Genomic DNA, 23558 nt, shown 5'->3' with positions numbered 1-23558 from the left:
AATAACACTTTCCTTCCATCTTATCTTACGTGATGTTGAAATACCCCGGAACACAGTTCATCTCTTCCTGCTCCGGGGTATTGCTTAATCTAATTCAGCCACTTTAAAGCTCTTCAAAATGCGAATCACCTGTTCTTCTTCTTTTTCTGTAAATGTACCGTCTGGTGCTTCTGCGATAAATGCAACTGGTGTCGGATAGTCAAAAGAAAATTCGTCTACGTCCCCAGCCTGACCTGCAAATTCAATCTCGCCAAGACGGGATGTCGGTATCACTGCGAACAACGTGCTGTCTACAGGAACATAATCATCATCAATGCCAGCCATCATCTCGCCTGTGATATGTACTCGTGCTACCATAAATTCGCCAAGATCTGAACAGTCACGATCGGTTCCCCATGGATATCCAGGCACGAAATTAGAAGTGTCTGCCTGTGAAACCTGTGCCTTCAGCATATCACGCGAATAGCCGCCAAGCGCGCCTTGGCAGTACCAAAACGAAACGGTAACACCTCTCTCGTTTGTCAGAACAACGTTTTCTCTGACCGCATCCATGGAACCGCCAACTTCCTCCGTCTGAATTTCCCAGCCTTTTGGGATTTCAAACTGGAATGCCGTGCTGTCACACTGATTTACTTCTCCATACCGTGTAACATAGATATCTCCCTGCTCTCCAGTTTCCGTCCATTCCATATCCTTCTGCCAGTCTGCACTTGACTCCCAGTGTTTTGACCAGATTGGATCAAAGGTCCGGTCAAAAAGATCTGTTTCCTGCATTTTTTTATCAATGACCGGGATATCAACCACTGCTTTTCCTTTGATTCTCGGGCTGATGGAAAGCTCCAGTGAGCCCGCATATCCACCCAGGTCGTCCTTCATGGATACCTTTGCCTGGCCTTCTGCTTTTCCAACTGCTCCGCCGGAAAGATTCAGGCCAGCGCTGTCATATAATTTTGCGCTCAGCCGGATGTCAATGTATGCTTCCAGCCTTCCGTTCACCTCAACCGTACTCCACTCAAGTCCGTCTGAATTCAGATTTCCTTCTTTGACTTCTTCTACTTTGCCTGTTCTGCTGTCATACTGGAATCCCAGGGTGCTGTCGGCTGTTGCACCGTAAGAGCTGTGAATGCCGCCCTCCAGACTTCCCGCTGCCCCGACAACGGCTTCCATATGATTTGTAATAACAATCGGTACAATACCGGCGTTGAACTCGATATTCGGCAGTTTTCGTTCGTAAACGGTTTTTTCCTTTTCAAATTCTTTCTCGCTGTTTGCGCCGCATTCCAGGGAAATACCGGCTTTGCTCCTTACTGCAATTCCACACTGGACTTCACCGTCTTCGATATCAATCTGAAGTTCCAGCCAGCATCCCCATCCTGCCTCTCCTGAAAACTGAACGGGTTCTTCTTCAACATTGATTGAGACACTGTAATCGTAATCACTGTTTTCTTCCTCTGTCTCTTCTTCCGATTCATCTTCGGACAGTCTTTTAATAATATAAGCGCTGTTATTTCCTGTTTCACTTGCACCATCCTCCGTCAGCCGGAACTGTTTGATAATATGTGCCTTTTCGAATACATCCAGCAGGGTCGCTGGCTCTGTTTCTACCCGGTAACCCTGATTCGTTTTTTCTATCTGCACTACTTTTCGAATAAATCCAGAAGGCGCTGCACTGATTTCTCCCGCAACAAGAACATCTCCGGTCTGGTAACCAGGATCTTTTTCAAAGGTGAGACTGTTGTCAGAAACTTCCGTTGGCTGATCTTCTGATTTCATCTCATTGGTAATCACCTTTACATTGTCTTTTACAATGATGTCAGGATCATCCGTACTGTTTTCTGCTGTGCTCTCATCCGATGTGCTGTTTTCCGATACACTTGTATTCTGTTCTTCCGGATTCTGTTCCGGCTTTGTACTCTTCTGTGTATTTTGAGCTGCAAAAATTCCAAACAGAATCAATGCCAGAATGATTGTGCCTGCCAATACTGCGCGGATCCATTTTTTCATCTGTACCTGCTCCTTATTCTGCCTGTCAAAGCGGATATTCGCAATCCGCTTCGCCACTTACTTGATTCGTTTAAAATGTGGTGCATCAGATTTACTGATTCACCACATTTTAAACTTCTTTGTATTACGGAGTTACCGTTTCATCTTCTGCCACGTTTTCATCATCTGGCTCTGATTCTGATTTGGATACTGCTTCACCAGGTTCTGCTACTTCCGACTCCGAAATCACGCTCTCTGCAGTTGTTTCCGGTAATGGAGTTTCCTCAACAACCACTTTCTGCTCTGGCTGTTTTTTGTTTCGTACCTTTCCAGCGTACATTTCAATCTCTTCTGTGTCATCCACATCATCCATTTCCTGATCAATTCCACCGATGGTGTATGGGTCATTCTGATATTCAAGCGTGTTTACAGATTTAATGGTTTTGGTCGCTCCATCGAAATCGAAAACATGCCATAAGGTTCCTGGCTGATTTGTCGGAATCGTGTATGTTGCAATGTTTTTGCCTTCGAGGTAAACCTGAACTTTTGCTCCGGAAAGAGACATTTCATTGGCCACTTCACTGTAACTGTTGGTATAATCGTGTACGAAATAGCTGAACTTTTCGTCTGCTTTTACGTTACGTACTGTAATGGTTTCCGGACCATAACTACTTGTATCATCTACGTCTAAGTTTCCAACAGAATTTCCTTCGAAATCTGTCTGTCCGAACCAGATATGATACGGTTTGTCCGACGAGTAGCATGCAAGATGAGAATCCAGATCCCACGGCTCTTCGCCCCAGGTTAATACGATGCGGAGTTCTCCTGCGGTTTCACCGTCCCCATCTCCCGGTACAAGAACAATATTTGCTGTTTCAATCTGGTCTCCCGCTACTGTGATATTTTTGTAATTCGTCACATAGCCTTCTTTGCTGATTTCAAGCGTATAATTTCCATTTTCCATTGAAAGAGTATAGTCTGCATTTTCAAATACTCCTTCTGTCACAGCATCACCCGTTTGATTGTTCCAGCCTTTGCGTACAATGTAGGCTGTTTCTGTAATACCATCTCCCGTGACTGCATCGGTTATCGTTCCCTCTACAGAACCTGTATTAAAATCATCATGGCGCTCCACCATATAGATATCTTCTACATATCTGATTTCACTTTTCTGAACCAGAACTTCCGCAACCTTGTACGTCTGATAAGACGTTGCGGATACTGTAATTTCATAAGTTCCATCCTGCAGATTTTTGGTGCTGTACTTGCCAAACACATCGGTATAGAGAATTCTTTCTGTTTCTGTTCCTTCCTCTCTCCAGGCTCCAGCTCCTCCTGAAAAAACAGCAATTTCATTTTCTTCTGTTTCAAGGTTCCAGGCTCCATGGCTTCCGCCTCCACTGCCGCCTCCGGCTACGCTGTTTCCACCATTGCCGCTGCCTGCTCTGACTTTTCTGGAAATTCTGACTCTCGCGTTTTCTATCGGCAAACGTGTTTTGCTCGAGTAAACATATCCTGTGATACCGCCGCTGGCGTACGTACATTTTTCAACGCGGACTCCATTTTCCTTATGCATTTTTATTCTCAAGTTGTTGTTTTCATCATTTTGAAGCGGTTTGAATTCCAGATCAAAATCGAAATATTTCTTCAATACATCTCCAAGCAGGGAATCTGTATCGAGTCCATTTGTTGAGTATGGATATACCTTGATATCCTCGCATGCGAGACTTCCATTTTCTAAATCATGGTATGCAAATTCTGCCTCAACGCCTAAGCCTAAATCTGCATAATAGCCTGCTAAATCAAAAACACTGTACAAAGTCAACAGACCTTTTATGCCAATACCGCCTTCCATATTTCCCTTTACCTCAAGGGTATCAACACCATGATGAAAATCGAAAATGCCTCTCCATGTTCCATCTTTATATTCAAATCCCTGTGTTGATTCAACGCTATATGAAATATGTAAGGATCCATCTGTTTTGTATGAACAGAAAAGTACAACATCAAAGGTAAAACCGGTAGCCCCTATTGTAATTGGAAAACGCATTAATTCTACCTGACCACTGTCAGCAAATTCTTTTTCCGCCGTAATATCTTCATTTGCATTTTCCGTGGCAGCAAGTTTAAGTTCATTTACCGAAACACCATTTACTCCAACGTCAACATTTACAACGCACAGAATTTCAGGAATTTCAAAATCAATTTTTCCTTTTCCTTCATCATTCGAACCAATATTAAATTCAAAATTCTTTTCGTAGCCAACATCAATAACACCACCTGCTCCTATATTAGCCTGTGTTGCAATTCCGTATTCATCCGTGTCAGCAGCTCCTCCGATAAGTGCTGTACCGCCTCCGACAAAATCAATTTTGCTGACCACTTCCCATAATTCTGGCTTTATGCATGTCAGAATCAGTTTCTCGCCGTCCTCTGTTACCGTAGTTGCTTTGAGCGCGATACCTGAAATATAACTTCATTCGCAGGAAGGATCATAACACTTCCTTCTCCGATTTTTTCTGTCTCGGTTGTTTTCGGAAGTGTAACTGTATAGGTTCCATCCGCATTCTCTACAACTGTATAATCTGTGATATTTTCCAGTTCTTTTTTCAATACACCATCTACGTACTGTGTATTATCATGCGGCTCTTCACCAATTGTTGTGTCTTCCTGTCTGATTTCATCAATTTCACAGAAAATCGATTTAACATCTTTCTTGGAAAGCAACGCATGCGGCTGGAACTGGTTTTCTGTATTTAATTCCAGAAATCCTTTCCCTACTGCAATTGCTGCTTCATTTTGATATGTAATACTATCCCAATCTGTCCAACTGTTCGTATCATACGAATGTATTCCATTGAATCCCATTGCATGTACTGCCGTATAAGCCGCAAATTCGCGTGTTGCCGGTTCATCTGGATAGAAAAACGGGATATCCTGCTCCAGATCTTCGATATCCGGTGGCGGCAGGATTCCATATTTCTCTGCGATTTCGATTGCTGCTTCATACGCATTTCCTGCCGTATCCGCATAATAATGGTTTAAGGAATCCGGATCTGTATCCAGGTTCATTTCAACCTTTTCAGCGAGCATCTGTACCCACTCACCGCGTGTATATGTTTTGGTGTCGTCCGATGGATCATCTGACTTCACGTAGGTATATTCAACTTTTGCTTTCAGCTCCACGGTAGTCTGATCCACAAGAATATTCTTGGAAAGCTCCATGACCTTTCCTATGTTTACACTTTGTGCTTCTGCTCTTGCCCGTTCCGGAAATACGCCTGCAACGGTGCTTCCCGTCATAATCAGGCACAGAAACCACGCCAACATTTTATTTCTTCTGTTTTTTTTCTTTAGTGCAACAACAACGGCTGCTCCTGCCAGCACCAGCAGTACAACCCAAACAATAATTTTGGTGTTGTCACCCATTTTCGGTGCAGATTTCAGTTTCTCAGCCTTTAAGGACTGGCCATTTTGCTTTGCGTTTCCAGTTCCCTGATCTTTTGTTAATGTCGTTCCGGAATCCTTGCTGCCCGTTGTCGTACCAGGATTCTTCGTGTCATTTGCTACGTTTCCATTTCCTGGCTTTTCATTATCTGTCGGATTCTTTTTGTCATCTCCAGAAGGATTTTCCTTATTTTCATCATCCTTCTTGTCATCTGATGCTTTTACCGTACAAACCGTTGTCAACGTAACGGTTTCTCCAGCCTGCAGAGATTCCATCTTTTTTGTTGTCTCCGCATTTTCGGCCAGCACAAAATTTTCCGGCAAAATATTTTCCAGTGACAGATTCGTTACTGCTGTATCATTTGTATTGGTTACAGTTAAAGTAACTTTGATTTCTTCACCCTGCTGGTAAGTTTCTTTGTCTGTTGTCAAGGCTGCTTCGATTCCATCCTGAAGCAGCGATGCTGCAAGAGCAGGCTGTGTCATCATTCCGGTGCATAAAAGCAGTGCCAGAAAGACAACTTGTAATTTCTTCCACACTTTCATACGTCTTCTCCCTCGTAAATGTAAAATTTCGATCCTTTTTCTCTGAATATCTGCCGCTTATGCTGTCTTCAGGATCCCTGGTGCCTTCCGTCAATGGAAAGGCGGCTTTTCTTGCTCTGCATCTCAATCATTAGCCGAGCAGAGCAACGAACATTTCATTTTCCTCCTTCTTCTGTTGTATTTCTTTTAGTGTAATACATCCTCCCTTTATTTGCAATATATTTTGTCATGCATTTTGCAATGCATATTTCATCATTATTATGCAATACAATAAAACAGACTGGGCTTCCAGTACTCTTTAAAATCAGAATACAGCCAGAAAAAAGCGCACTGAAATAAGCTGTCCCCAAAACAGCTTTTTCTTCATTTTTCGATTTCGCAGATTCGAAAAATTTATTTTTTGTCGAACTTTTTTTGAAACACCTTTGTTATGTTTTATGCTGCCCGTAGTTTCCACATAAGATCCGGAAGCATGCTCCGTTCTTATATTCTCCGGCAGCAGAATGGAGTTTGATATGGCATTTCAGTTAAAAGGCAACCGCAAGGAAACGGAAAACAAAACCATCCGTTTCCCCATTCACCTGATCGATCAGATCGAACAGGCAATTTCCGATTCTGACCAGGACATTACCTTTTCCAGTTTTGTGATTCAGGCGTGTGAGTATGCGCTGGATCACATGGACGCCCCGTCAGAAGAACACAATTAACTTTTATTTTTTTCAAAGCAGATTTTTATGGTTCGATGTGCATTTTCTGGCTGTTCTCTGCTTCTATTTTATCTTACCATGCTTCTTATTTTTTTCAGGACAAGATCCTGTCCTAACTCAACTCCACAACCTCATCATACAGACACACAAACACCTCTTCCACTTCCGCATCTTCATGAAAGTGTCCGAAATACCATTTCTGAAACTCTGTCTCATCCGCCACGCGCTGCAGGTACTGGCGGAGTTCCACCTCATCGTCAGACAGCTCTCCATACCCCATTGCCGCGGCCACATCTCTTGGGGCGGTGTGGGTCAGTATGTAGTCCACCTGGAAATCTTCTTTTTCCAGATTTTTCCATCCTTCTTCGTACTCTTCCCGTGACGGAATTTCTTCCGGGAACCACGAAATTCCCTCCGCGCGGGACATTTTGTCGATGCTGTAAGCACCTCCGAAGGTAAAGAATTTCAGCCCGTCAATCGTAAAGATCTGGCCGCGCATCAGATGGATCATATTGTCCGCAATGATATGCACCTTTCCGCCGTTCCACTGCTCCACAGCGTAGGAGTTCAGCTGTTCGAAGTTCTCATGATTTCCGTCGATAAACAGTGTCGTCACCGGCAGACTTCGGAAAACGGCTCTCGTATTCGCTTCGTATGCTGCAGAAAAGCCGCAGATGCCGACATCTCCGCAGATGATCAGATAGTCATCCCGGGTGTACTCGTCTTCATGCTCGTTAAAATAGCGTACAACTTTTCCAATATCAAAGGTGCCATGGGTATCGCCTGTAATGACAATGCTCATTCTCAGCGTCTCCTCTCGTGTTCTCTGTTTCTGTTCTCTAAAGTATCGCAAAACATCATCCGCAAATTCTGTCCGCTGCTATCGTTTCTTGCAGAGGCACAGACTACGCCGCACTATTCCCGAAAATAAAACACTTCTCCCCGTGCCCGGAACGGCAGCCGGTTTCCTCTCGGAAGCAGAAATGCATGCTCTCGTCTTACCTTCAGGTCATTCTCAATCTCCCCGTCCGTAATAATCAGAATCGGCCCGTCCTTTGGAAAATCGTTCGCCTGTTCCAGACAATCCACGCCCGGCTGCAGTATGGTTCCTCCTCGTCCCGTGACTTTTACCCGGCCGGCAATATCTTCCGGTGCCAGATATCCCGCATCCGTCGCTTTGGCATCGCAGAAAATGATTCTCACGAACGGAACATCTTTCGCTGCGGCATAGCTGGCGATGGAGCCGAGTGCCATACCGATCTGTTTTGCACTCATGGAACCGGACGTGTCCACGACCACACCGAAGGTCCGGCTCTCCAGATCCTGCTCGTAATACGCATATCCTGGCCTTGGAATATCCGGCGTGGCACCCTGCCGTCTGCTCGGCCGCGCATAGGTGCGGTGTTTTTCCAGCGGTGGAAACTGTACATCAAACCACTTCGCCAGCGCGGCATCCCAGGGAATGACCGGCATCGCAAGCGCCCTGATTTCCTGCACCAGCCCGGCCGGCAGGAAACCACGATTGTGCTCCTGATGGTAATCCAATCCCTCCCGCAGTGCGTTTTTCAACAGTTCATCCAGGCTGACCCCGTTTTCTCTTCCAGTAAAATGCGGTCTGTTTCCGTTAAACATATCACCTCTGCCAAAGCCCCGGAAGGTGTTTAGTTTTTTGTACTTCCGGATCTCTTTCACGATCAGATCATAGATACTTTCTGCCGATTTGTTGTGAAGTGTTTCATCATACAACAGCCCATCCGGCGGCATTCTGCCGATCTCCATTTCGTGCAGCCAGTCGTTGATGACGTAGTCGCAGGCGATGTTCCACAAAAAGAAGTCACGCCCATTGCACCGTTTCTGGTGCTGCAGTCCGGCATGGAGATATTCATGCGCGAGAACAAAAATCCACTCTTCCTCCGAAAATCCGCACGACGGATTGGCATAAATGATTCCCTGCTCTGCGTCAACCGCTGCAATATGGATTTCATACCGATGGCACATTTCAATGTCCTCCACAATTTTAAATGCAGCCGCAAGACCTCCAAGCAGCGGATAATGGGACAGGAACCATTCTGCTGCTCTGGAAATGACGGTATTCTTTTTCGTTTTAAGATCGTATCCTCCCGCATCGCAGAGTGCAGATTTGATGGAATGAGTGACTGCATAGGAAAATTTTTCAGCATATGCATTTCTTTCTCCCTTTTTATAAACGATCGGCCGCTCTACCCCGATCATATCCTTTAATTTTTCAGAGTTTGTCCCACAGATCTGCGCACCATTATCCTGGTGCTTCAACAGATATTCATAAATTTTCTGCTCGCTGTTCAGTTTGATCGGATATGCTTCCGCCGGATCTGCGCAGATCGGCTCGCCGAGGCGGATGTCATAAAGGAATCTGGTGATGTAGATATCACAGGCTTTGTTCCAGAGTGCCGGGACAAATTCGCAGTCGGAAGGGATGCTCGCTTTGTCAAAGTGGCCGAACGCCAGGTGCAGAAGGTTGTGTGCCATCACATAGCACCATTGTTCCGGCGACAGGTTCGCCCGCATGTTGACGTAGATATTTCCATCTTTCATAACACAGGCCAGACTTCCTTTTGCATTCAGATGGGAGGGCTTTGCAGTGATGTACCCATCCAGTTGATGGAACAGTGTATTTTTTTCCAGCAAACCAAAGCCGGCCTCCACTCTGCGGTACCCGGCCGGCTTTTCTTCTTCGCGGTAATACCGGCTTCGAACGTATGGCATCCTTTTCTCCTTCCTTTTTTCATCCGACGAGCCGCGGCAGATCACGGATGATTTCCATCATAAACCAGTCCGGCAGTGCCTCCGCTCCATCAGCTGCGACGGTCATCTGGGCGATTTCGAAATTGATGACTGCGAGTTCTTTGATCATGCCCTTGGCGCGGTACGCAAAGGAAAGCATGCCGCCGGAAATTCCCTGTTTGCTTTTCGGCAGTTCTGCAAGCAGTCTGGCGCGGAAGGACTGTGCGAGAAAGTACAGCACATCCCGGTTTTCCGGCTTGTCCGGCCATTTTGCTTTCTGCGCGATAATGTCATCCAGGAGATGTGTGTTGCGCAGTGTTTTTGTGTAAGCAAGAAACATCCCCGCATGCTGTTCCAAGAGGCAGGCGTACGCCATCATTTTTAATGTTTCCTGCGAAATATCCTGCTCCCCGGCCCGGTATTCCTTCAACGCATCGCTCAGCATGTGCCAGGAACGCGGGGTGGAAAACGGTTCTTCGGTTTTCGGCGGTTCGGAAAAGAGGTGATCCGGCCGCTGGATGATATAGTCAATGACCCACGGATGGAGTCCTTCTGCCTGCGCCCACTTGATCCACTGTCCCACATCCGCTTTCAGCTGCACATGGAACATACGGTTTAAAAGGGCGGACGACATCGTTTTTACGATCGCGCTGTCCTCAGCACGGTTTCCTGCTCCGATCACAATGCTTCCCTCCGGAAGATGGTATTCTCCGATCCGCCGCTCATGGATCAGGGAATAGAAGGCTTTCTGCACTTCCTGCGTACAGGCGTTGAGTTCGTCCAGAAACAGGACATACGGCTCTTTTCTGGCGATCATCTTCGGCGGAAGGAATTCCGATGTCTCGCCCCGGATCTGCGGAATGCCGATAATGTCCTCCGGCGCGAGCTGGCTTCCAAGGAGCGACACACACGGCAGGCCGACTTCGTCTGCGAATTTTTCCACTAACGCGGATTTTCCGATGCCGGGCGCACCCCAGATAAAAACCGGCCGCACCGGCGCAACCTGAAGCAATACTTCTAATAATTCATCCTGTGTTACACTGATTGGTAAATGCATCTGATGTACTCCCTTCTGTTTCGATCCTGTGTCTTTTCAAAGCGGATATTCGCAATCCACTTTACCACTTGCTTAATTTGACTAAATCACTTTTTCTGCCCTGCCGTGATCTTACTGTGCTGCATTACAACGTGTCTCACCATATTTCTCTGTATTTTCCAGTTTCACTGTCATATTCCAGCACCGGAATTTTTCCGCTCCGCCAGGTGGTTCCATCGAGATAATAGTGGCTCTGACCGTCGTGCCAGATACCGTCATATGTCCTGTTTCCGCTGATTTTTGCCGTGGAAATGTGGCCTGCAATCACATCCTTATAGAATGCTCCGCGGCTTACCGTTCTTTTCCCCACCATCAGCTCCCTGCTGGTCACGCACAGCCAGTCTTTACCGCCCCATTCGGCAATTCCGGCGTGCACCAGAATCTGGCGTTCTGTTTCATAAAAGTAAGGAAAATGACGCATCCAGGTGATCAGATCCCCCGCATCTTCGAGCATCAGCCGTACTGCTTCTGCATTTCTGGAATCCTCTGAGAGGTGTGCTTCTTTTTCCAGAAACTCTTGAAAATGTTCTTCTTTCAGAAAGCTGTGCAGCGTTTCATAGTCTCCATCTGCATCCGATGCCAGCCATTCCCGGCTGCGATATCGCTCCACACTGCCGATATGCCGGTTGACATCCGCATATTCTTCCAGCCAGTCCAGCAGTGCTTTTTCATGATTTCCCATCAGGGCAATGACTTTTTCCGAACCATATTTTTCCTGCAATGCCCTGACTTTTTCCAGCACCGCCCGGCCATCTGGCCCATAATCTATGTAATCGCCCAACAGAATCAGCTGGTTTTTCCCCGAAAGATCTGTTTTTTTCAGAGCTGCCTCGAATGCCTCCAGAAATCCGTGAATATCCGACATCATATATCGCTTCATTGCTTTTCCTCTGTTTGTTTATACGTAGAAAGTTTCCTTCGTTTCCAGGCAAAGGCATCCCAGTCTTCCATTCTCAAAGCCGCAGCCGCAGTCACACAGATAGACGTTTTCTTTTTTATTCTTCCAGATGGATCCATTTCCCATGTTCTGATGGCCGCAGACGGAAATATATCCATGCACTCCCTCATGAAGAAAAACCTTGTACCACAAATCCCCCATCAGATAATAGTTGTCCAGTTTCCATTTCCCCGGTTCTGCCGTACAGGCATGGGCAAGCAGATACGGCTGACCATCTACCTCGATTTCCACCTGTACCGGCCAGGAAAGGATGCGCTCTGCGAGCTGCTTTAAATCAACTTCCGTCAGGCGTTCCTGTAAAAGATGGAAGGAATTGTACGGATACGGCTGCAGGAGGGCGCGGTCTCTCTCATCCATCCCGTAATAGTGGAAAATGTAATTGGCAAGCCAATGATCGTGGTTGCCGCGGATCACAGTACATTTTTTCCCCAGCTTCAATACCTGAAAATACACGCCCGCCGGGTCTGGATGATCCATGCAGCGGTCAAACAAATCACCAAGCAGATACAGGTGGTCGTCCTCTTTGAGATCAATTTTTTCCAGCAATTTCATGAACCGCCAGCTGTCGTTATGTATATCGGTAATAATATAGTGCATCCAAAATCTCCTTTTCTTTCGCAGCTTTCGTGTCAGCTCCTGCAATCTTCAAAGCTTTTGTTATCCGCTCATTTTTCCCAAAACGGCTTTCCTGCTTGTGTTTTGGCATGTCCTGTTTCAAAAATCTTCCCGCTTGTTCTGCTGGTTCCGAATCCCGGTCTTCTGATACTGGCATCATGGAACGTCTAAAATCGTTCACCCATTGTTGTCCGAACTGTAAAACTCTTCCCCCGTTTCCAGACAGATTGCCGCCAGCCGCCCTCCCGGGAAGCATGCGCCGCAGTCGATCGCAATGTGGTGATATTTTTTATAAATATACCCGGGATTATCATTTTCCGGAATCGTCTGCGTCGGTGTATGTCCTGTTACCAGATTTGTATCCGCAAAGTATTCCTTCTGATAATCTGGTCTGGCCCATACAAGATCGTGCAGGGAATATTCCTCGATCCTCTTTTCCGGTGTGAATCCACCCAGCCCTCCATGCACCAGCAGATACTGTTTTTCTCCCACTGTAAGCTCCTCATACAGACTGAAATCCTCCAGAAAATTCAGTACTTCCTCCCGCATCTCCGAATCCAGCGCCCGAAATTCCCGGATCGTAGCATCACCGCCGTTATACTTCCAGAGAACCAGATTGTCCAGCAGTTCAGCATCCACTTCCTCGATGGCAAGATCTGTGATTTCCTGACAGAGAAACCGCAGACATTCCAGCGCCATCACCTCATGGTTCCCCACGATACAGAACGCATTCGGCATTTCCATCAGTTTCAATATCACCTTAATCGGATGCTCACCCCGGTCTAAAACATCACCAAGAACATAGAGTGTATCTGTATCTTTCAATTCAATTTCTTCCAGCAGCTCCATAAATCTCTCATACTCACCGTGAATATCAGAAATAACGTAAGTAGCCATAAACAGAATCCTCCCTTTTTCATCCATACGAATCTGCATACGTTCTCCATTACCAGCTTATCTTACCATACTTCCTGTTTTTTACCGGACAAACTCTTGTCCCTCCTTTTTTTGCATAATGTACACTCTAGAGCGTGTCTGAAAAAGGCTTTTCGCAAGCTGCGAGTCCCAGTTTGTGGAAATGATTTTTCAGACACGCTCTAATACATCTTCTATTGAACTTTCCTTCATGCGAAATCCCTTTTTCTTGATACTATACCACATCTATTTTTTTCTTCATTGAACTACAAGTTTAATCCTCTTTTTCTTGCTGTTTTCTCGCATTCTATCAGCATTACGCGCTGTTTATACAGCGCCTTTTATTTCTGTACAATTTATTCTCTATATGCAAAAAAGGAACGTTCTATCCAAATCGTTCCTTTTTGTTTGTAGATTATTTTATTTTTCAAATTTCTCAATCACGCACGTATGCGTCTTCGTTTTCTTATCATAAACGCGTATTTGCCGAGTGTACAGTAATGCCCGCGTCCCCCCTTCGTCATCCCACCGTCAGGCGCAAAAAATCTCCCGCCGCACAGAGCCTCTTGCCCTCCGAAACAGTGCCTGTCCGGGGACTTGTGCTCTGTGGGCGGGAGGCCTTTTACACCGTCCGTCCCCTATTTACTTAATACCCCGTCGACCGCCGCTTTCCATCCGGCATATTTTTTCTCCCGGATTTCATCGTCCATCTTCGGTTCATACACACTTCGTTTCATATTTCCCGCGAGCTTCTCCAGATCATACACACCTGCCGAAATACCCGCCATATAAGCCGCTCCAATCCCGGAAAGCTCCTCCGCGTCCGGAATATTTACGCGTTTATTCGTAATATCGCTCTGGAACTGCATCAGATATCCGTTTCGTGTCGGGCCGCCGTCTACACGGAGTTCCTCGATCCGCATGCCGGTATCCTGCTCCATCGCACGGGCAAGGTCGGTGATCTGGTAGGCGATACAGTCGAGAGCCGCTTTTACCACCTCGGCTTTTCCTGTGGTGCGGGTAATTCCGCTGATCGATGCCGTTGCTTTCTCATCCCAGTACGGCGCGCCAAGCCCGGTAAACGCCGGAACCAGATACGTGCGGTCTGCCGGATTTGCCTCCCTTGCCAGTCCTTCCGTCTCTTTTGCCGAAGAAATCAGCTTCAGGTCATCCTTCAGCCAGGTAATCACAGCTCCGGTGTAGTTCAGGTTGCCTTCCAGCACATAGTCCACCTTGCCGCCTCTTCCCCACGCAAGCGAAGTCACAACGCCGTGACTGCTTTTAATCGGCTTGTCTCCAATGTTCATCATCAGCGAAGAACCCGTTCCGTACGTCGCCTTGATCATGCCCGGTTTTAAACAGCCCTGTCCGAACAGAGCCGCATGAGAGTCGCCTAATACACCACAGATCGGAACCGGCTCGGAAAACAATCCTTCCATCGTCGTGGTTCCATACACCGCATCGGAATCGCACACCCTGGCCAGCGCACAAGCCGGAATCCCGAACATCTCGCAGATCTTCTCATCCCACGCCAGTGTTTTCAGATTAAACAACTGCGTTCTCGACGCATTTGAAAAATCCGTCTTAAATGCATGATCTCCCGTCAGCTTGTAAACCAGCCAGCTGTCGATGGTGCCAAGGCAGAGCTCCCCGTCTGCAGCACGTTTCTGTCTTTCTTCTCCGCCGTTTCGAAGCAGCCACGCCATCTTTGCAGCAGGAAAATAAGCCGAAAGCTGCAGACCCGTCGCCTCGCGGATCTCCTCTGCGTGCCCCTGCTCCGCAATCTCCTGCGTAATCCCGCTTGCGCGTCCGCACTGCCATACAATGGCCTCTTCCAGTGGTTCCCCGGTCGCCTTATCCCAGATCGCCGTCGTCTCACGCTGATTGCTGATGCCGATTCCGGCGATTGTTTCCGGTGCAACACCGGACTCTGTCACCAGCGTTTTTACCGTCTGTACTGTATTTCGGTAAATCTCATTCAGATCATGGGACACCCATCCCTTTTCATTGACGATCTGCCGATGCGGCAGGTCGGTACGGCGGAGTAAATGTCCCTCCCCATCAAAGAGCAGCGCTTTCGTTCCCTGCGTGCTCTGGTCAATTCCGATGATATACCTTTTCTCCATTTTTTCAGCTCCATTCCTAAAATTTTATAAATATCCAGATTCCCATCTCGAATAACGCTGAATGCACCCTGTTTTTCAACACACCATGCGTCATTTTCTATTGTCGCAGCATTCACCCTGCCCCTATAGGCAAGATCTTTGGCGATTACCACACATTCCAACATCTTCCGCAGAACGATTTATTCCTGATTATATAGAAAAAGTTCCTGCGTTCCCGGATTTTCTTCCGCCCGGGCACGCAGGAACATGGCATACGCAGACCTGCGGCAGTTTACAGTTCCCTGCGGGCTATCACATTCACCGCTGATTCCATTTCTGATTAAGCCAGTAATTCTTTCGCTTTTTTTGCAATGCCCTCGGCATTCAATCCATAATAGTCAAATACTTCTTTGGAAGTTCCCGTAATCACCGGCGCATCCGGCAGAGACATAGGAATGACTTTGCGCGGGCATTCCGCACCGACCACCTGACTCACCATCGATCCAAGACCGCCGAATGGAGCGTGCTCTTCGATCGAAATGACAACTTTTGCCTTCTTTGCAGCTTCTACCAGGCCCTCTTTGTCCAGCGGTTTCACACAGTACATATCGAGCAGTCCTGCGCTGATTCCCTCTTCTTTCAGCATAGCAGCCGCATCGAGCGCCGGGCGGACCATCTCACCGCAGGCTACCAGTAAAACATCGGTGCCTTCCGAGAGAGCCGTTGCCCTATCCATCTCAAACGGGGTATTTTCTTCGCTGTAAATATCCGCAACGGCATTTCTTCCCACTCGGATATAAGCCGGTTTTTCATCGGTAAGGAGCGCCTCAACCAGTTTTGCTGTCTGGAAGCGGTCGCTCGGCAGATAAACGCGCATGTTCGGAATAGCTGCCATTGCTGCGATGTCCTGTGCAGAATGATGGCTCATGCCGAGTGCACCGTAGCTCACACCGCCGCTGATGCCGATCAGCTTTACATTGGTGTTGGAGTATGCACAGTCAATTTTCGCCTGCTCATAGCTTCTTGTAGAAAGGAAGCACGCCGGAGATGCCGCAAATGCTTTCTTGCCGCATTTTGCAAGACCGGCAGAAACGCTGACCAGATCCTGCTCCGCGATACCCATCTCCACAAACTGCTCCGGATACGCATTTGCAAACGGTGTTAGGGAAGCACTTCCCCTGGAATCGCTGCAGAGCACCACGATATCTTTATCCGTCTTGGCATGTTTCATTAAAACCTCGCAAATGGCCTGTCTGTTTGGAATCTTATTCATGACAATGCCTCCTTTCTCTCATCCAGATCCTTCATGATCTGTTCTACTTCCTCCGGTGTCGGCACTTTATGATGCCACTCCGCCTTATTTTCCATCACAGAAGAACCACAGCCCTTCGTTGTATTTGCAATAATAACCGTCGGTTTTCCCTTGCAGTGTTTCGCCAGCTCAAACGCATGAACGAGCGCGTCCATATCGTTGCCCGGTACGGAAAGAACATTCCATCCGAACGCTGCCCATCTCTCCTCCTGGCTGTCCTGTTTCATGACATCCTCGGTATTTCCGGAGATCTGCAGACGGTTGCGGTCTACGATCGCACAGAGGTTGTCCAGCTTGTAGTTTCCTGCGGACATTGCGCCCTCCCAGATAGATCCTTCTGCCAGCTCGCCGTCACCCATAACGGTGTAAACACGGTAATCTTTTTTATCCATTTTTCCTGCCAGCGCCATTCCCACGCAGACCGGAAGTCCGTGGCCGAGAGAACCGGAGTTCATCTCGATGCCCGGCAGTTTATTATTCGGATGGCCGATGTACGGGCTGCCGAATTTGGAGAATTTTTCGATGACCTCTTCCATCGGGAAGAATCCCTTTGCCGCAAGTACTGCATAATATGCCTCAACGGAATGACCTTTACTCATTACAAAACGGTCGCGGTCCGGGTCGTCCATGTTCTTAGGGCTGATGTTCATCTCTTTAAAATACAGCGCTACAAGCACATCAATGACACTCATGTCACCGCCGATGTGGCCGCCCTTGCCGGAAACTACCATTTCCACTACTTTCTTCCGCAGATCATACGCCAGACAACTCAATTCCTTGTATTCACTCATGATTTTCATTCTCCTCTTAAATATGCTTTGACATCTTCCTCGATCGGATCATATAAATCCGGGGCAATGCCGATGTATTTGCATGCTTCATACAGAACCGGCACAACGTTCTCGTGGATACCGACACAGTGGTGGATGTACGGTCCTTCCACGATTTTTGCCTCGAGGCGTTTCAGGTTCTGTACCTCAACCCATACGTAGGTTCCCTTCGTGTAAGGTCCCTCGACACCTTTTGCATTTCCAAGCAGCAGGGAGTACTCTCCGTTGTCTCCGTCGAAACGCGCCAGTGTCATTTCGCCTAATTTTGCCTGTGCCTCTACAGCTCCCGGATGACTGAATGCCAGAGGATAACCGATCGTCGGTTTTTCCTGTGCAACAGAGATCGGCCACGGTCCGCAGTGCTGCAGCAGCTCGCCGTTCTCGTTGTCCGGGTGGCGTACGGTCCAGTCAGCAAAGAAGCTTCTCTTGTCGTTTCTGCCGGCAGCCTCTACCATCAGAGCGGTGATGGCGCCATGGATATCGGTCTCACAGACAACCGGAATTCCCTCTTCGTTCAGCAGGGAGTTTGCCGCACACGGCATGATGCCGATCTCACCCTGCAGCGCGTTCCAGCACTGGATCGCGATGGCATTGCAGGAATATTTTGCAGCCAGATTTTTCATCGCAACCTTCAGAGCTGCTACATTTTCCAGTTCTTCCGGTTTGATCTTTACACACATATTGGTATTGCAGTATGCAACAACTTTTTCTACCTCGCTGCCCTCTGCTTTTACTTTTTTCATCTCCGCAGTCAGTTCCGGGAGCGGAATCGGGGAAAGCTGAATGTTGAATTTTTCCAGCAGCTCGCCCTCATTGCACATGGTGGACCAGAAATCGAACGGACGCGGTCCGATCTGAAGGATTCTGGTGTGGCGGAAGGTATCTACCACATTACATACAGCAAGGAAATCCTTGATGCCGCGCTCAAATTCCGGATCGGTCAGACGGCAGTTCGTCATATAGGTGAACGGAACACCAAAACGGCGCAGCACTTTTCCGGTTGCGAACAGGCCGCACTGGCTGTCGCGGAGACGCACACCGTTCTCATCCGGTCTCTCATCGCGCGGTCCCCAGAGGAGTACCGGAAGCTCCATTTCCTTTGCCAGTCTTGCACAGACATATTCCGTTCCGAAGTTTCCGTGCGGGAAGAAAATTCCCTTTACGTTTTCACGGCGGAATTTCTCCTGGATTTTCTCACGGTCCGCCTCATCGTAAAACAGACCCTCCTCGTTGATATCTATGATGTCGACAAATTCAACACCGAGCTCTTTTAAATGCTCTCTCGTCAGGTTGGCGTATTTTACGGCATCCGGGGCACTGAAAATGCTTCTTCTCGTAGGTGCAAATCCGATCTTAATTGATTTCATATTCATTTCCTCCACTTAATTTTCTTTAAATTCCGCTAAATTATGTCTTGAATTCCCCTGCTCTTTATGGCTCTTATATTACTAAATTCTTTTGAACTTGTCAACATCTATTCAGCTTTATTAAATCTTTTTTAGTAATTTATACAAAAAAGAATGGATGTTTTTATGCATTTCTTCATATTTCATTTTTTTACAGTTCAGAAGTTGACTTCTTTTTTAATTCATATTAAAATCAATGCATAAGTTTAATATTTTTCAAATAAATACTGAAATAAATTTCAACACCCCGCATGCGCAAAACGCCTGAAAGCACCGTGCGGGCTGATTTTATCGAACAGGAGCTGAACTCTTATGAATATTTCTGCGAAAGAACTGGCAAAGCTGATCAACGTATCGCCTGCCACGGTTTCTATGGTTTTCAATAACAAACCCGGCATCAGTGATGCCACAAGAGAGCTGGTTTTAAAAACTGCAGCCGAGTATGGCTATGCGCCGAAAAAAAATGAAGCCTCCGGCGCTTCCTCCCGCATTATTCAGCTGGTCAATTATAAGAAGCACGGAAAGGTTGCTGCCGACACGCCGTTTTTCTCCCAGCTGACCGAAGGAATCTCCACCGAATGCACCCGCCAGGGCTGTGCGCTTCATATCTCCTATTTTTATGAGACCATGGATATTGACAGCCAGCTCGATGCACTCCGCGCTGTGGACTGTGAGGGCATTCTTCTTCTTGCAACCGAAATGGCTCCGTCCGATTTCCGCAAGTTCCGCGATTTTTCTGTTCCGATCGTTGTCGTGGACTGCTATTACGATGAGCTCGATTACGACTGCGTTCTGATCAACAACATCCAGGGGGCGTTCAACGCCACGAATTATCTGATTCAGTGCGGACACAAAAACGTGGGCTACTTTCACTCGAGCCTCGACATCAGCAACTTCTCCGAACGCGCCGACGGCTACTACAAAGCGCTCCGTGCAAACGGTATCAGCACCTCACATCCATATGTCCACCCGGTTTCCCCGACCTCGGACGAAGGCTACCGCGACATGCTGCGCCTTCTCGAGTCGAAAGCGCCGATCGCGGATGCTTACTTTGCCGATAATGACATCATCGCGGCGGCCGCCATGCGTGCACTGCGTGAAAACGGCTACCGCATCCCGGAGGATGTCTCCATCATCGGCTTTGATGACGTTCCGATGTGCGATATGATGGTTCCGCCGCTTTCCACCATGAAGGTCAGAAAACGCGAGCTTGGCGCCACTGCCGTCCAGCGCCTGCTTGACCGCGTGGCCGATCCGAAACGCGAATGTCTGAAAATGTGCATGGCAACCAAACTGGTGAAGCGCCAGAGTGTTTCCAGACGTTAAAGCTTTTTGGATGAGGCTGTCGTCCAGCGCGTGTCTGAAAAATCATTTCCGCAAGCTGCAAGCCCCACTTTGTGGGAGATTTTGCCCTCATTCGGTTGCCGTAGCGGGTTTAATCCGCCCTCATTCGGACAAAATCTCCCACCACCTGGAACTCGCAGCTTGCGAAAAGCCATTTTCAGACATGCTCTGTACGGCAGCCTCACCTTTTTTATTTTGAAAGGAGTTTTTTTCATGCAATCTGCAAATGACCTGAAACAGCTTTTATTCAGTATCAATCACAAAAGCTATCCCGCCTATAAATCTACCCGCGGTGCCTATCAGTTTCCGCGCTACACACTCTCCATCGACCACGTGCAGGGCGATCCGTTCGCCGCTCCATCGCGCGTCAGCGTTCATATCAGCGGCAAAACCGCTGCGTTTCCGGCTTTTCTCTACGACACATATGAAAAGCGCGTCGCCCTCCAGGATTACCTGCTGCGCCAGTTTGCGCGCGCCATCGCACCGTATTCGTTCCGCGCAAAGGGTTCCGGCAAAAGTGGTCTGCTGGGGATAAGCCGCTGCGGACAGGAAATTCTTGAGCGTACTGCCTATGTTCTGAATCCTTCCGACGGCAGTCTTATCGTCAACATGGAAATCGGCTTTCCGGCTAACGGCCGCACCATCGCCTCGCAGGAGCTGATCCGCATTCTTTTCGACTTTCTTCCCGGCTGCGTAGAAAAATCACTGTTCTACCGTGCTCTGGATCCAAAAGCATGTGCCAATGTCGCCTATCTCTGTGAGGATCAGCAGGCGATCCGTTCCGCATTAAAAGAAAAAGGGCTTACTGCCTTCATCGCCGACGGCTCCATTCTCCCGCGCGAGACCGGTGTTTCCGATCTGCCGATGAAGCACGCCGTTCCGTTTACCTCACCGGAATCCCTGCGCGTTACCCTCGATCTTCCAAACCGCGGACCTGTTTCCGGCATGGGAATTCCACTCGGTGTCACACTGATCGTAGGCGGAGGCTTCCACGGAAAATCTACCCTTCTGCAGGCTCTTGAGCGCGGCGTATACAACCACATCGCCGGGGACGGCCGTGAATATGTCATCACCGATGCAAGCGCCGGAAAGCTCCGCTCCGAGGACTCCAGAAGCATCAGCAACGTCGATATCTCCCTCTTCATCCACAATCTTCCCGGAAAGAGTGATACGACTTCATTCTCGACCGCCGATGCCAGCGGAAGCACCTCGCAGGCTGCCAACGTGATCGAGGGCATCGAATCCGGCACGAGCCTCTTTCTGATCGACGAGGACACGTCCGCCACCAACTTTATGGTGCGCGATGAGCTGATGCAGCGCGTCGTTGCCGACAGCGAGGAACCGATCACACCGTTTATCAGCCGCGTGCGGGATCTGTATGAGAAGCTCGGCATCTCGTCGATTCTCGTTGCCGGAAGCTCCGGTTCTTACTTCCACGTGGCAGACACTGTCATTCAGATGAAAGAATACGTTCCTTATGACATTACGGATCGCGCAAAAACCACAGCCGCGGAATTTCCGCCGTTTACTGCCTCCGTACGCCCTTTTTCCGTTCCAGCCTTCCATCGCTGCCCGCAGCCGGGCAAAGGCCTGACGGGAAGTGACCGCACGAAAGTCAAAGTGATGGGACGGGAATCCATCCTCATCAACAAATCTCTGACGGATCTGCGCGCCGTGGAACAGCTCACGGACAGTGAACAGCTGAACGGGCTGGCTGCGCTTCTTTTAGAAGCAGCGGAGCACAAGATGGACGGTAAGAAAACACTGGTGCAGGTAGTGGATCTGCTGGAAAAACAGATGGATGAAAAAGGCCTCTCTTCGCTTCTCGCCCCGGGAAGGCCAGGCGACCTGGCACGGCCAAGACGGCAGGAAATCTTTGCATTCCTGAACCGGTGCAGGGAACTGCGGTTCTGAGAAAATTTGTAACAATTCAGAGCCATAAAAAATCTTCAGGCAAACCTTGTTCTTTTCAGAATCTATCGGTTTGGCTGAAGATCTTTTTTATCTTTTATTTTTCAATTATTTATTCCCCGCAGATCCGCAGAATCGCCTCCGCGAAGATCACAACGCATTCTTTCAGGCATTCGATTTCCACGAACTCGTCTGCTCCGTGCATACGGTTGTCGACTTCAAGGTCTGCGCATCCAAATGCAACACCGTTTTTCAGATGATGCACATACGTTCCGCCGCCGATCGCAAATGGTTTGCCTGGTTTTCCAGTGACATCCGTGTAGCACTGCAGCAGGGTCTGGACAAACGGGCTGTCGGCCGGGACGTGGTGTGGTGGGAACATTCCGCTGCCTTCCATGGAGAAGCCGCCTTTTTTCATGTTCTGCCCGGCGGTATCGTACAGGTTTTCTTTTGTCGCGCAGATCGGGGCGCGGCAGTCGTAGGAACCGGTCAAGGTTTTACCGTCGTAGTTCATAAGGTCGAGGCTTAAGGTGAGCTCGCCGGACTCTTCATCTGACATGGCGACACCGAGGCCTGCGCCTTTGCCGTCGCCGTGCGGGTAAACTTTTGCAAGGAAACTGATGTCGTTTTTCAGTTCACTCTCTTCCATTCCAACGGATGCGAGAAGCTGCAGCAGTGCGGTCAGTGCGTTGTTACCCATTTCCGGGGTGGATGCGTGGGCGAAGGCACCGCAGGCGGTGATTTTTATATTGCCGTTTTCGGTGTCTTCCAGAACGAAGGAAACGCCGGTCTTCTGCTCAGTCTCGTCAGCGCAGGTTTTCAGGTCTTCTTTTGCCATGCCGGCAAGCTCTGCATATGCTTTGCCTGGTACAACGTTCAGTTTGGTGCCGGCCTGTAAGGATACGAGGCGCACGCCTGTCGTTCCGGCATCGGATGTTTTTTCGAAGTGGCCGCGCATGCCGCCTTTTTCAATGTTGATGACCGGGAATTCGGCATCCGGTGAGAAGGTGCATGGTGCTTCCACTTCTTTCTTATAATAATATTCGAGGTCAGAGCTTCCACACTCCTCGTCGGAACCGAGGACAAGACGGACATTTTTCTTTAATGGGTAACCGAGTTCTTTGACAGCGCGCATTGCGTAGATAGCTGCGATCGCCGGTCCTTTGTCGTCTGCGGTTCCGCGGCCGAACATTTTTCCTTCTTTGATGAGCGGGGTGAATGGATCGGTCTCCTGCCAGCCTTCGCCTGCCGGTACGACATCGAGATGGGCGAGAATATCAAGGCCCTTTTCTTCCTGATTAAAGTCAGCTGCAATCGCGTAGTTGTCGTAGTTGGTTACGGCAAAGCCGTATTTTTCCAGAATTTCGATTCCCTGCGCCAGTGCTTCTGCCGCCGGTGCGCCGAATGGTTTGCCTGGCTCTACCGCCTGTTTTTCGCTTGGAATCCGGATCAGGCTTTTCAGGTCTTCGATCATTTCGGATTCGTGGTTTTCAATATATGTTCTTAATTCTTCTTTCCGCATCGTAACTTCTCCTTTTCTCTTCTCTGGCACCGTCGCAGTGCCGTTCTTTTCCTATCATAGCGCAAAAAGAGCAGAAAATCCACATTTTCTGCTCTTTT

Annotated in this window: 19 protein-coding genes and 1 pseudogene; 5 read left to right on the top strand and 15 right to left on the bottom strand. The window is 48.4% G+C overall.

Annotated elements, in window-relative coordinates:
- Positions 1 to 84: 84 nt before the first annotated feature.
- The 3 genes from DXA93_RS16295 to DXA93_RS16285 form a co-directional block, all read right to left on the bottom strand.
- Complete coding sequence (locus DXA93_RS16295) at positions 85 to 2004, bottom strand: hypothetical protein (RefSeq protein WP_119208782.1); 1920 nt, start codon at positions 2002 to 2004, stop codon at positions 85 to 87.
- Positions 2005 to 2128: 124 nt separating this feature from the next.
- Positions 2129 to 4366, bottom strand: a complete 2238-nt coding sequence (locus DXA93_RS16290) for a PEGA domain-containing protein (RefSeq protein ID WP_119208780.1) — start codon at positions 4364 to 4366, stop codon at positions 2129 to 2131.
- Between the two features lie 53 nt (positions 4367 to 4419).
- Positions 4420 to 5976, bottom strand: coding sequence for an NEW3 domain-containing protein (locus DXA93_RS16285; protein ID WP_119208778.1), 1557 nt, complete (start codon positions 5974 to 5976; stop codon positions 4420 to 4422).
- A 515-nt stretch (positions 5977 to 6491) separates the two neighbouring features.
- Here DXA93_RS16285 and DXA93_RS16280 point away from each other — a divergent pair.
- Positions 6492 to 6683: a YlcI/YnfO family protein gene (locus tag DXA93_RS16280; protein WP_055220177.1), complete on the top strand. Its 192-nt coding sequence runs from the start codon at positions 6492 to 6494 to the stop codon at positions 6681 to 6683.
- A 112-nt stretch (positions 6684 to 6795) separates the two neighbouring features.
- On the opposite strand, the gene DXA93_RS16275 is transcribed toward DXA93_RS16280, so the two are convergent.
- From DXA93_RS16275 to DXA93_RS16225, 11 genes are all read right to left on the bottom strand, one after another.
- Positions 6796 to 7485, bottom strand: coding sequence for a metallophosphoesterase family protein (locus tag DXA93_RS16275; RefSeq protein ID WP_119208776.1), 690 nt, complete (start codon positions 7483 to 7485; stop codon positions 6796 to 6798).
- A gap of 113 nt (positions 7486 to 7598) precedes the next feature.
- Complete coding sequence (locus DXA93_RS16270) at positions 7599 to 9428, bottom strand: DUF2201 family putative metallopeptidase (RefSeq protein ID WP_119208774.1); 1830 nt, start codon at positions 9426 to 9428, stop codon at positions 7599 to 7601.
- 19 nt (positions 9429 to 9447) lie between these two features.
- Positions 9448 to 10503 (bottom strand): AAA family ATPase, encoded by a 1056-nt coding sequence (locus tag DXA93_RS16265; protein WP_055220096.1) that lies wholly within the window; start codon positions 10501 to 10503, stop codon positions 9448 to 9450.
- A 136-nt stretch (positions 10504 to 10639) separates the two neighbouring features.
- Positions 10640 to 11422 (bottom strand): metallophosphoesterase, encoded by a 783-nt coding sequence (locus DXA93_RS16260; protein ID WP_119208772.1) that lies wholly within the window; start codon positions 11420 to 11422, stop codon positions 10640 to 10642.
- Between the two features lie 18 nt (positions 11423 to 11440).
- The gene (locus DXA93_RS16255) at positions 11441 to 12097 is read right to left on the bottom strand and encodes a metallophosphoesterase (RefSeq protein ID WP_117509785.1); all 657 of its coding nucleotides are present in this window, start codon (positions 12095 to 12097) and stop codon (positions 11441 to 11443) included.
- 195 nt (positions 12098 to 12292) lie between these two features.
- Positions 12293 to 13012: a metallophosphoesterase gene (locus DXA93_RS16245; protein WP_118594884.1), complete on the bottom strand. Its 720-nt coding sequence runs from the start codon at positions 13010 to 13012 to the stop codon at positions 12293 to 12295.
- A gap of 81 nt (positions 13013 to 13093) precedes the next feature.
- Positions 13094 to 13195: a DUF6783 domain-containing protein gene (locus DXA93_RS21065; RefSeq protein WP_368249762.1), complete on the bottom strand. Its 102-nt coding sequence runs from the start codon at positions 13193 to 13195 to the stop codon at positions 13094 to 13096.
- A gap of 473 nt (positions 13196 to 13668) precedes the next feature.
- The gene (locus tag DXA93_RS16240; RefSeq protein ID WP_119208771.1) at positions 13669 to 15156 is read right to left on the bottom strand and encodes an FGGY-family carbohydrate kinase; all 1488 of its coding nucleotides are present in this window, start codon (positions 15154 to 15156) and stop codon (positions 13669 to 13671) included.
- 319 nt (positions 15157 to 15475) lie between these two features.
- A complete protein-coding gene (locus DXA93_RS16235) occupies positions 15476 to 16408 on the bottom strand; it encodes a transketolase family protein (RefSeq protein WP_119208769.1) in 933 nt (310 codons plus the stop codon).
- Positions 16405 to 17238, bottom strand: a complete 834-nt coding sequence (locus tag DXA93_RS16230) for a transketolase (RefSeq protein WP_117814522.1) — start codon at positions 17236 to 17238, stop codon at positions 16405 to 16407. Before DXA93_RS16230 ends, DXA93_RS16235 begins: the two co-directional genes overlap by 4 nt.
- Before the next feature lie 5 nt (positions 17239 to 17243).
- Entirely contained in the window at positions 17244 to 18644 is a 1401-nt protein-coding gene (locus DXA93_RS16225) for an L-fucose/L-arabinose isomerase family protein (RefSeq protein ID WP_119208767.1), read from the bottom strand.
- 351 nt (positions 18645 to 18995) lie between these two features.
- Between DXA93_RS16225 and DXA93_RS16220 the strand changes: the two genes are divergently transcribed.
- The 4 genes and pseudogenes from DXA93_RS16220 (at position 18996) to DXA93_RS16215 (ending at position 21941) form a co-directional block, all read left to right on the top strand.
- Positions 18996 to 20009, top strand: coding sequence for a LacI family DNA-binding transcriptional regulator (locus tag DXA93_RS16220; protein ID WP_022462682.1), 1014 nt, complete (start codon positions 18996 to 18998; stop codon positions 20007 to 20009).
- Positions 20010 to 20019: 10 nt separating this feature from the next.
- Positions 20020 to 20109, top strand: a pseudogene (locus DXA93_RS21060) (DUF6783 domain-containing protein); the annotation flags it as partial.
- Positions 20110 to 20131: 22 nt separating this feature from the next.
- A complete protein-coding gene (locus tag DXA93_RS21055) occupies positions 20132 to 20257 on the top strand; it encodes a DUF6783 domain-containing protein (protein ID WP_416822207.1) in 126 nt (41 codons plus the stop codon).
- Positions 20241 to 21941, top strand: coding sequence for an ABC-ATPase domain-containing protein (locus DXA93_RS16215; RefSeq protein ID WP_117804876.1), 1701 nt, complete (start codon positions 20241 to 20243; stop codon positions 21939 to 21941). Before DXA93_RS21055 ends, DXA93_RS16215 begins: the two co-directional genes overlap by 17 nt.
- 109 nt (positions 21942 to 22050) lie before the next feature.
- Here DXA93_RS16215 and DXA93_RS16210 read toward each other — a convergent pair whose 3' ends face one another.
- A complete protein-coding gene (locus DXA93_RS16210) occupies positions 22051 to 23460 on the bottom strand; it encodes a Sapep family Mn(2+)-dependent dipeptidase (protein WP_022461629.1) in 1410 nt (469 codons plus the stop codon).
- Positions 23461 to 23558: the final 98 nt, after the last annotated feature.

This window comes from Blautia sp. OF09-25XD (assembly GCF_003482095.1).
GTDB classification, from domain to species: Bacteria; Bacillota; Clostridia; order Lachnospirales; family Lachnospiraceae; genus Fusicatenibacter; species Fusicatenibacter saccharivorans.
The sequence above is the reverse complement of the archived record's forward strand: the minus strand, read 5'-3'. Positions and strand labels throughout refer to the sequence as shown.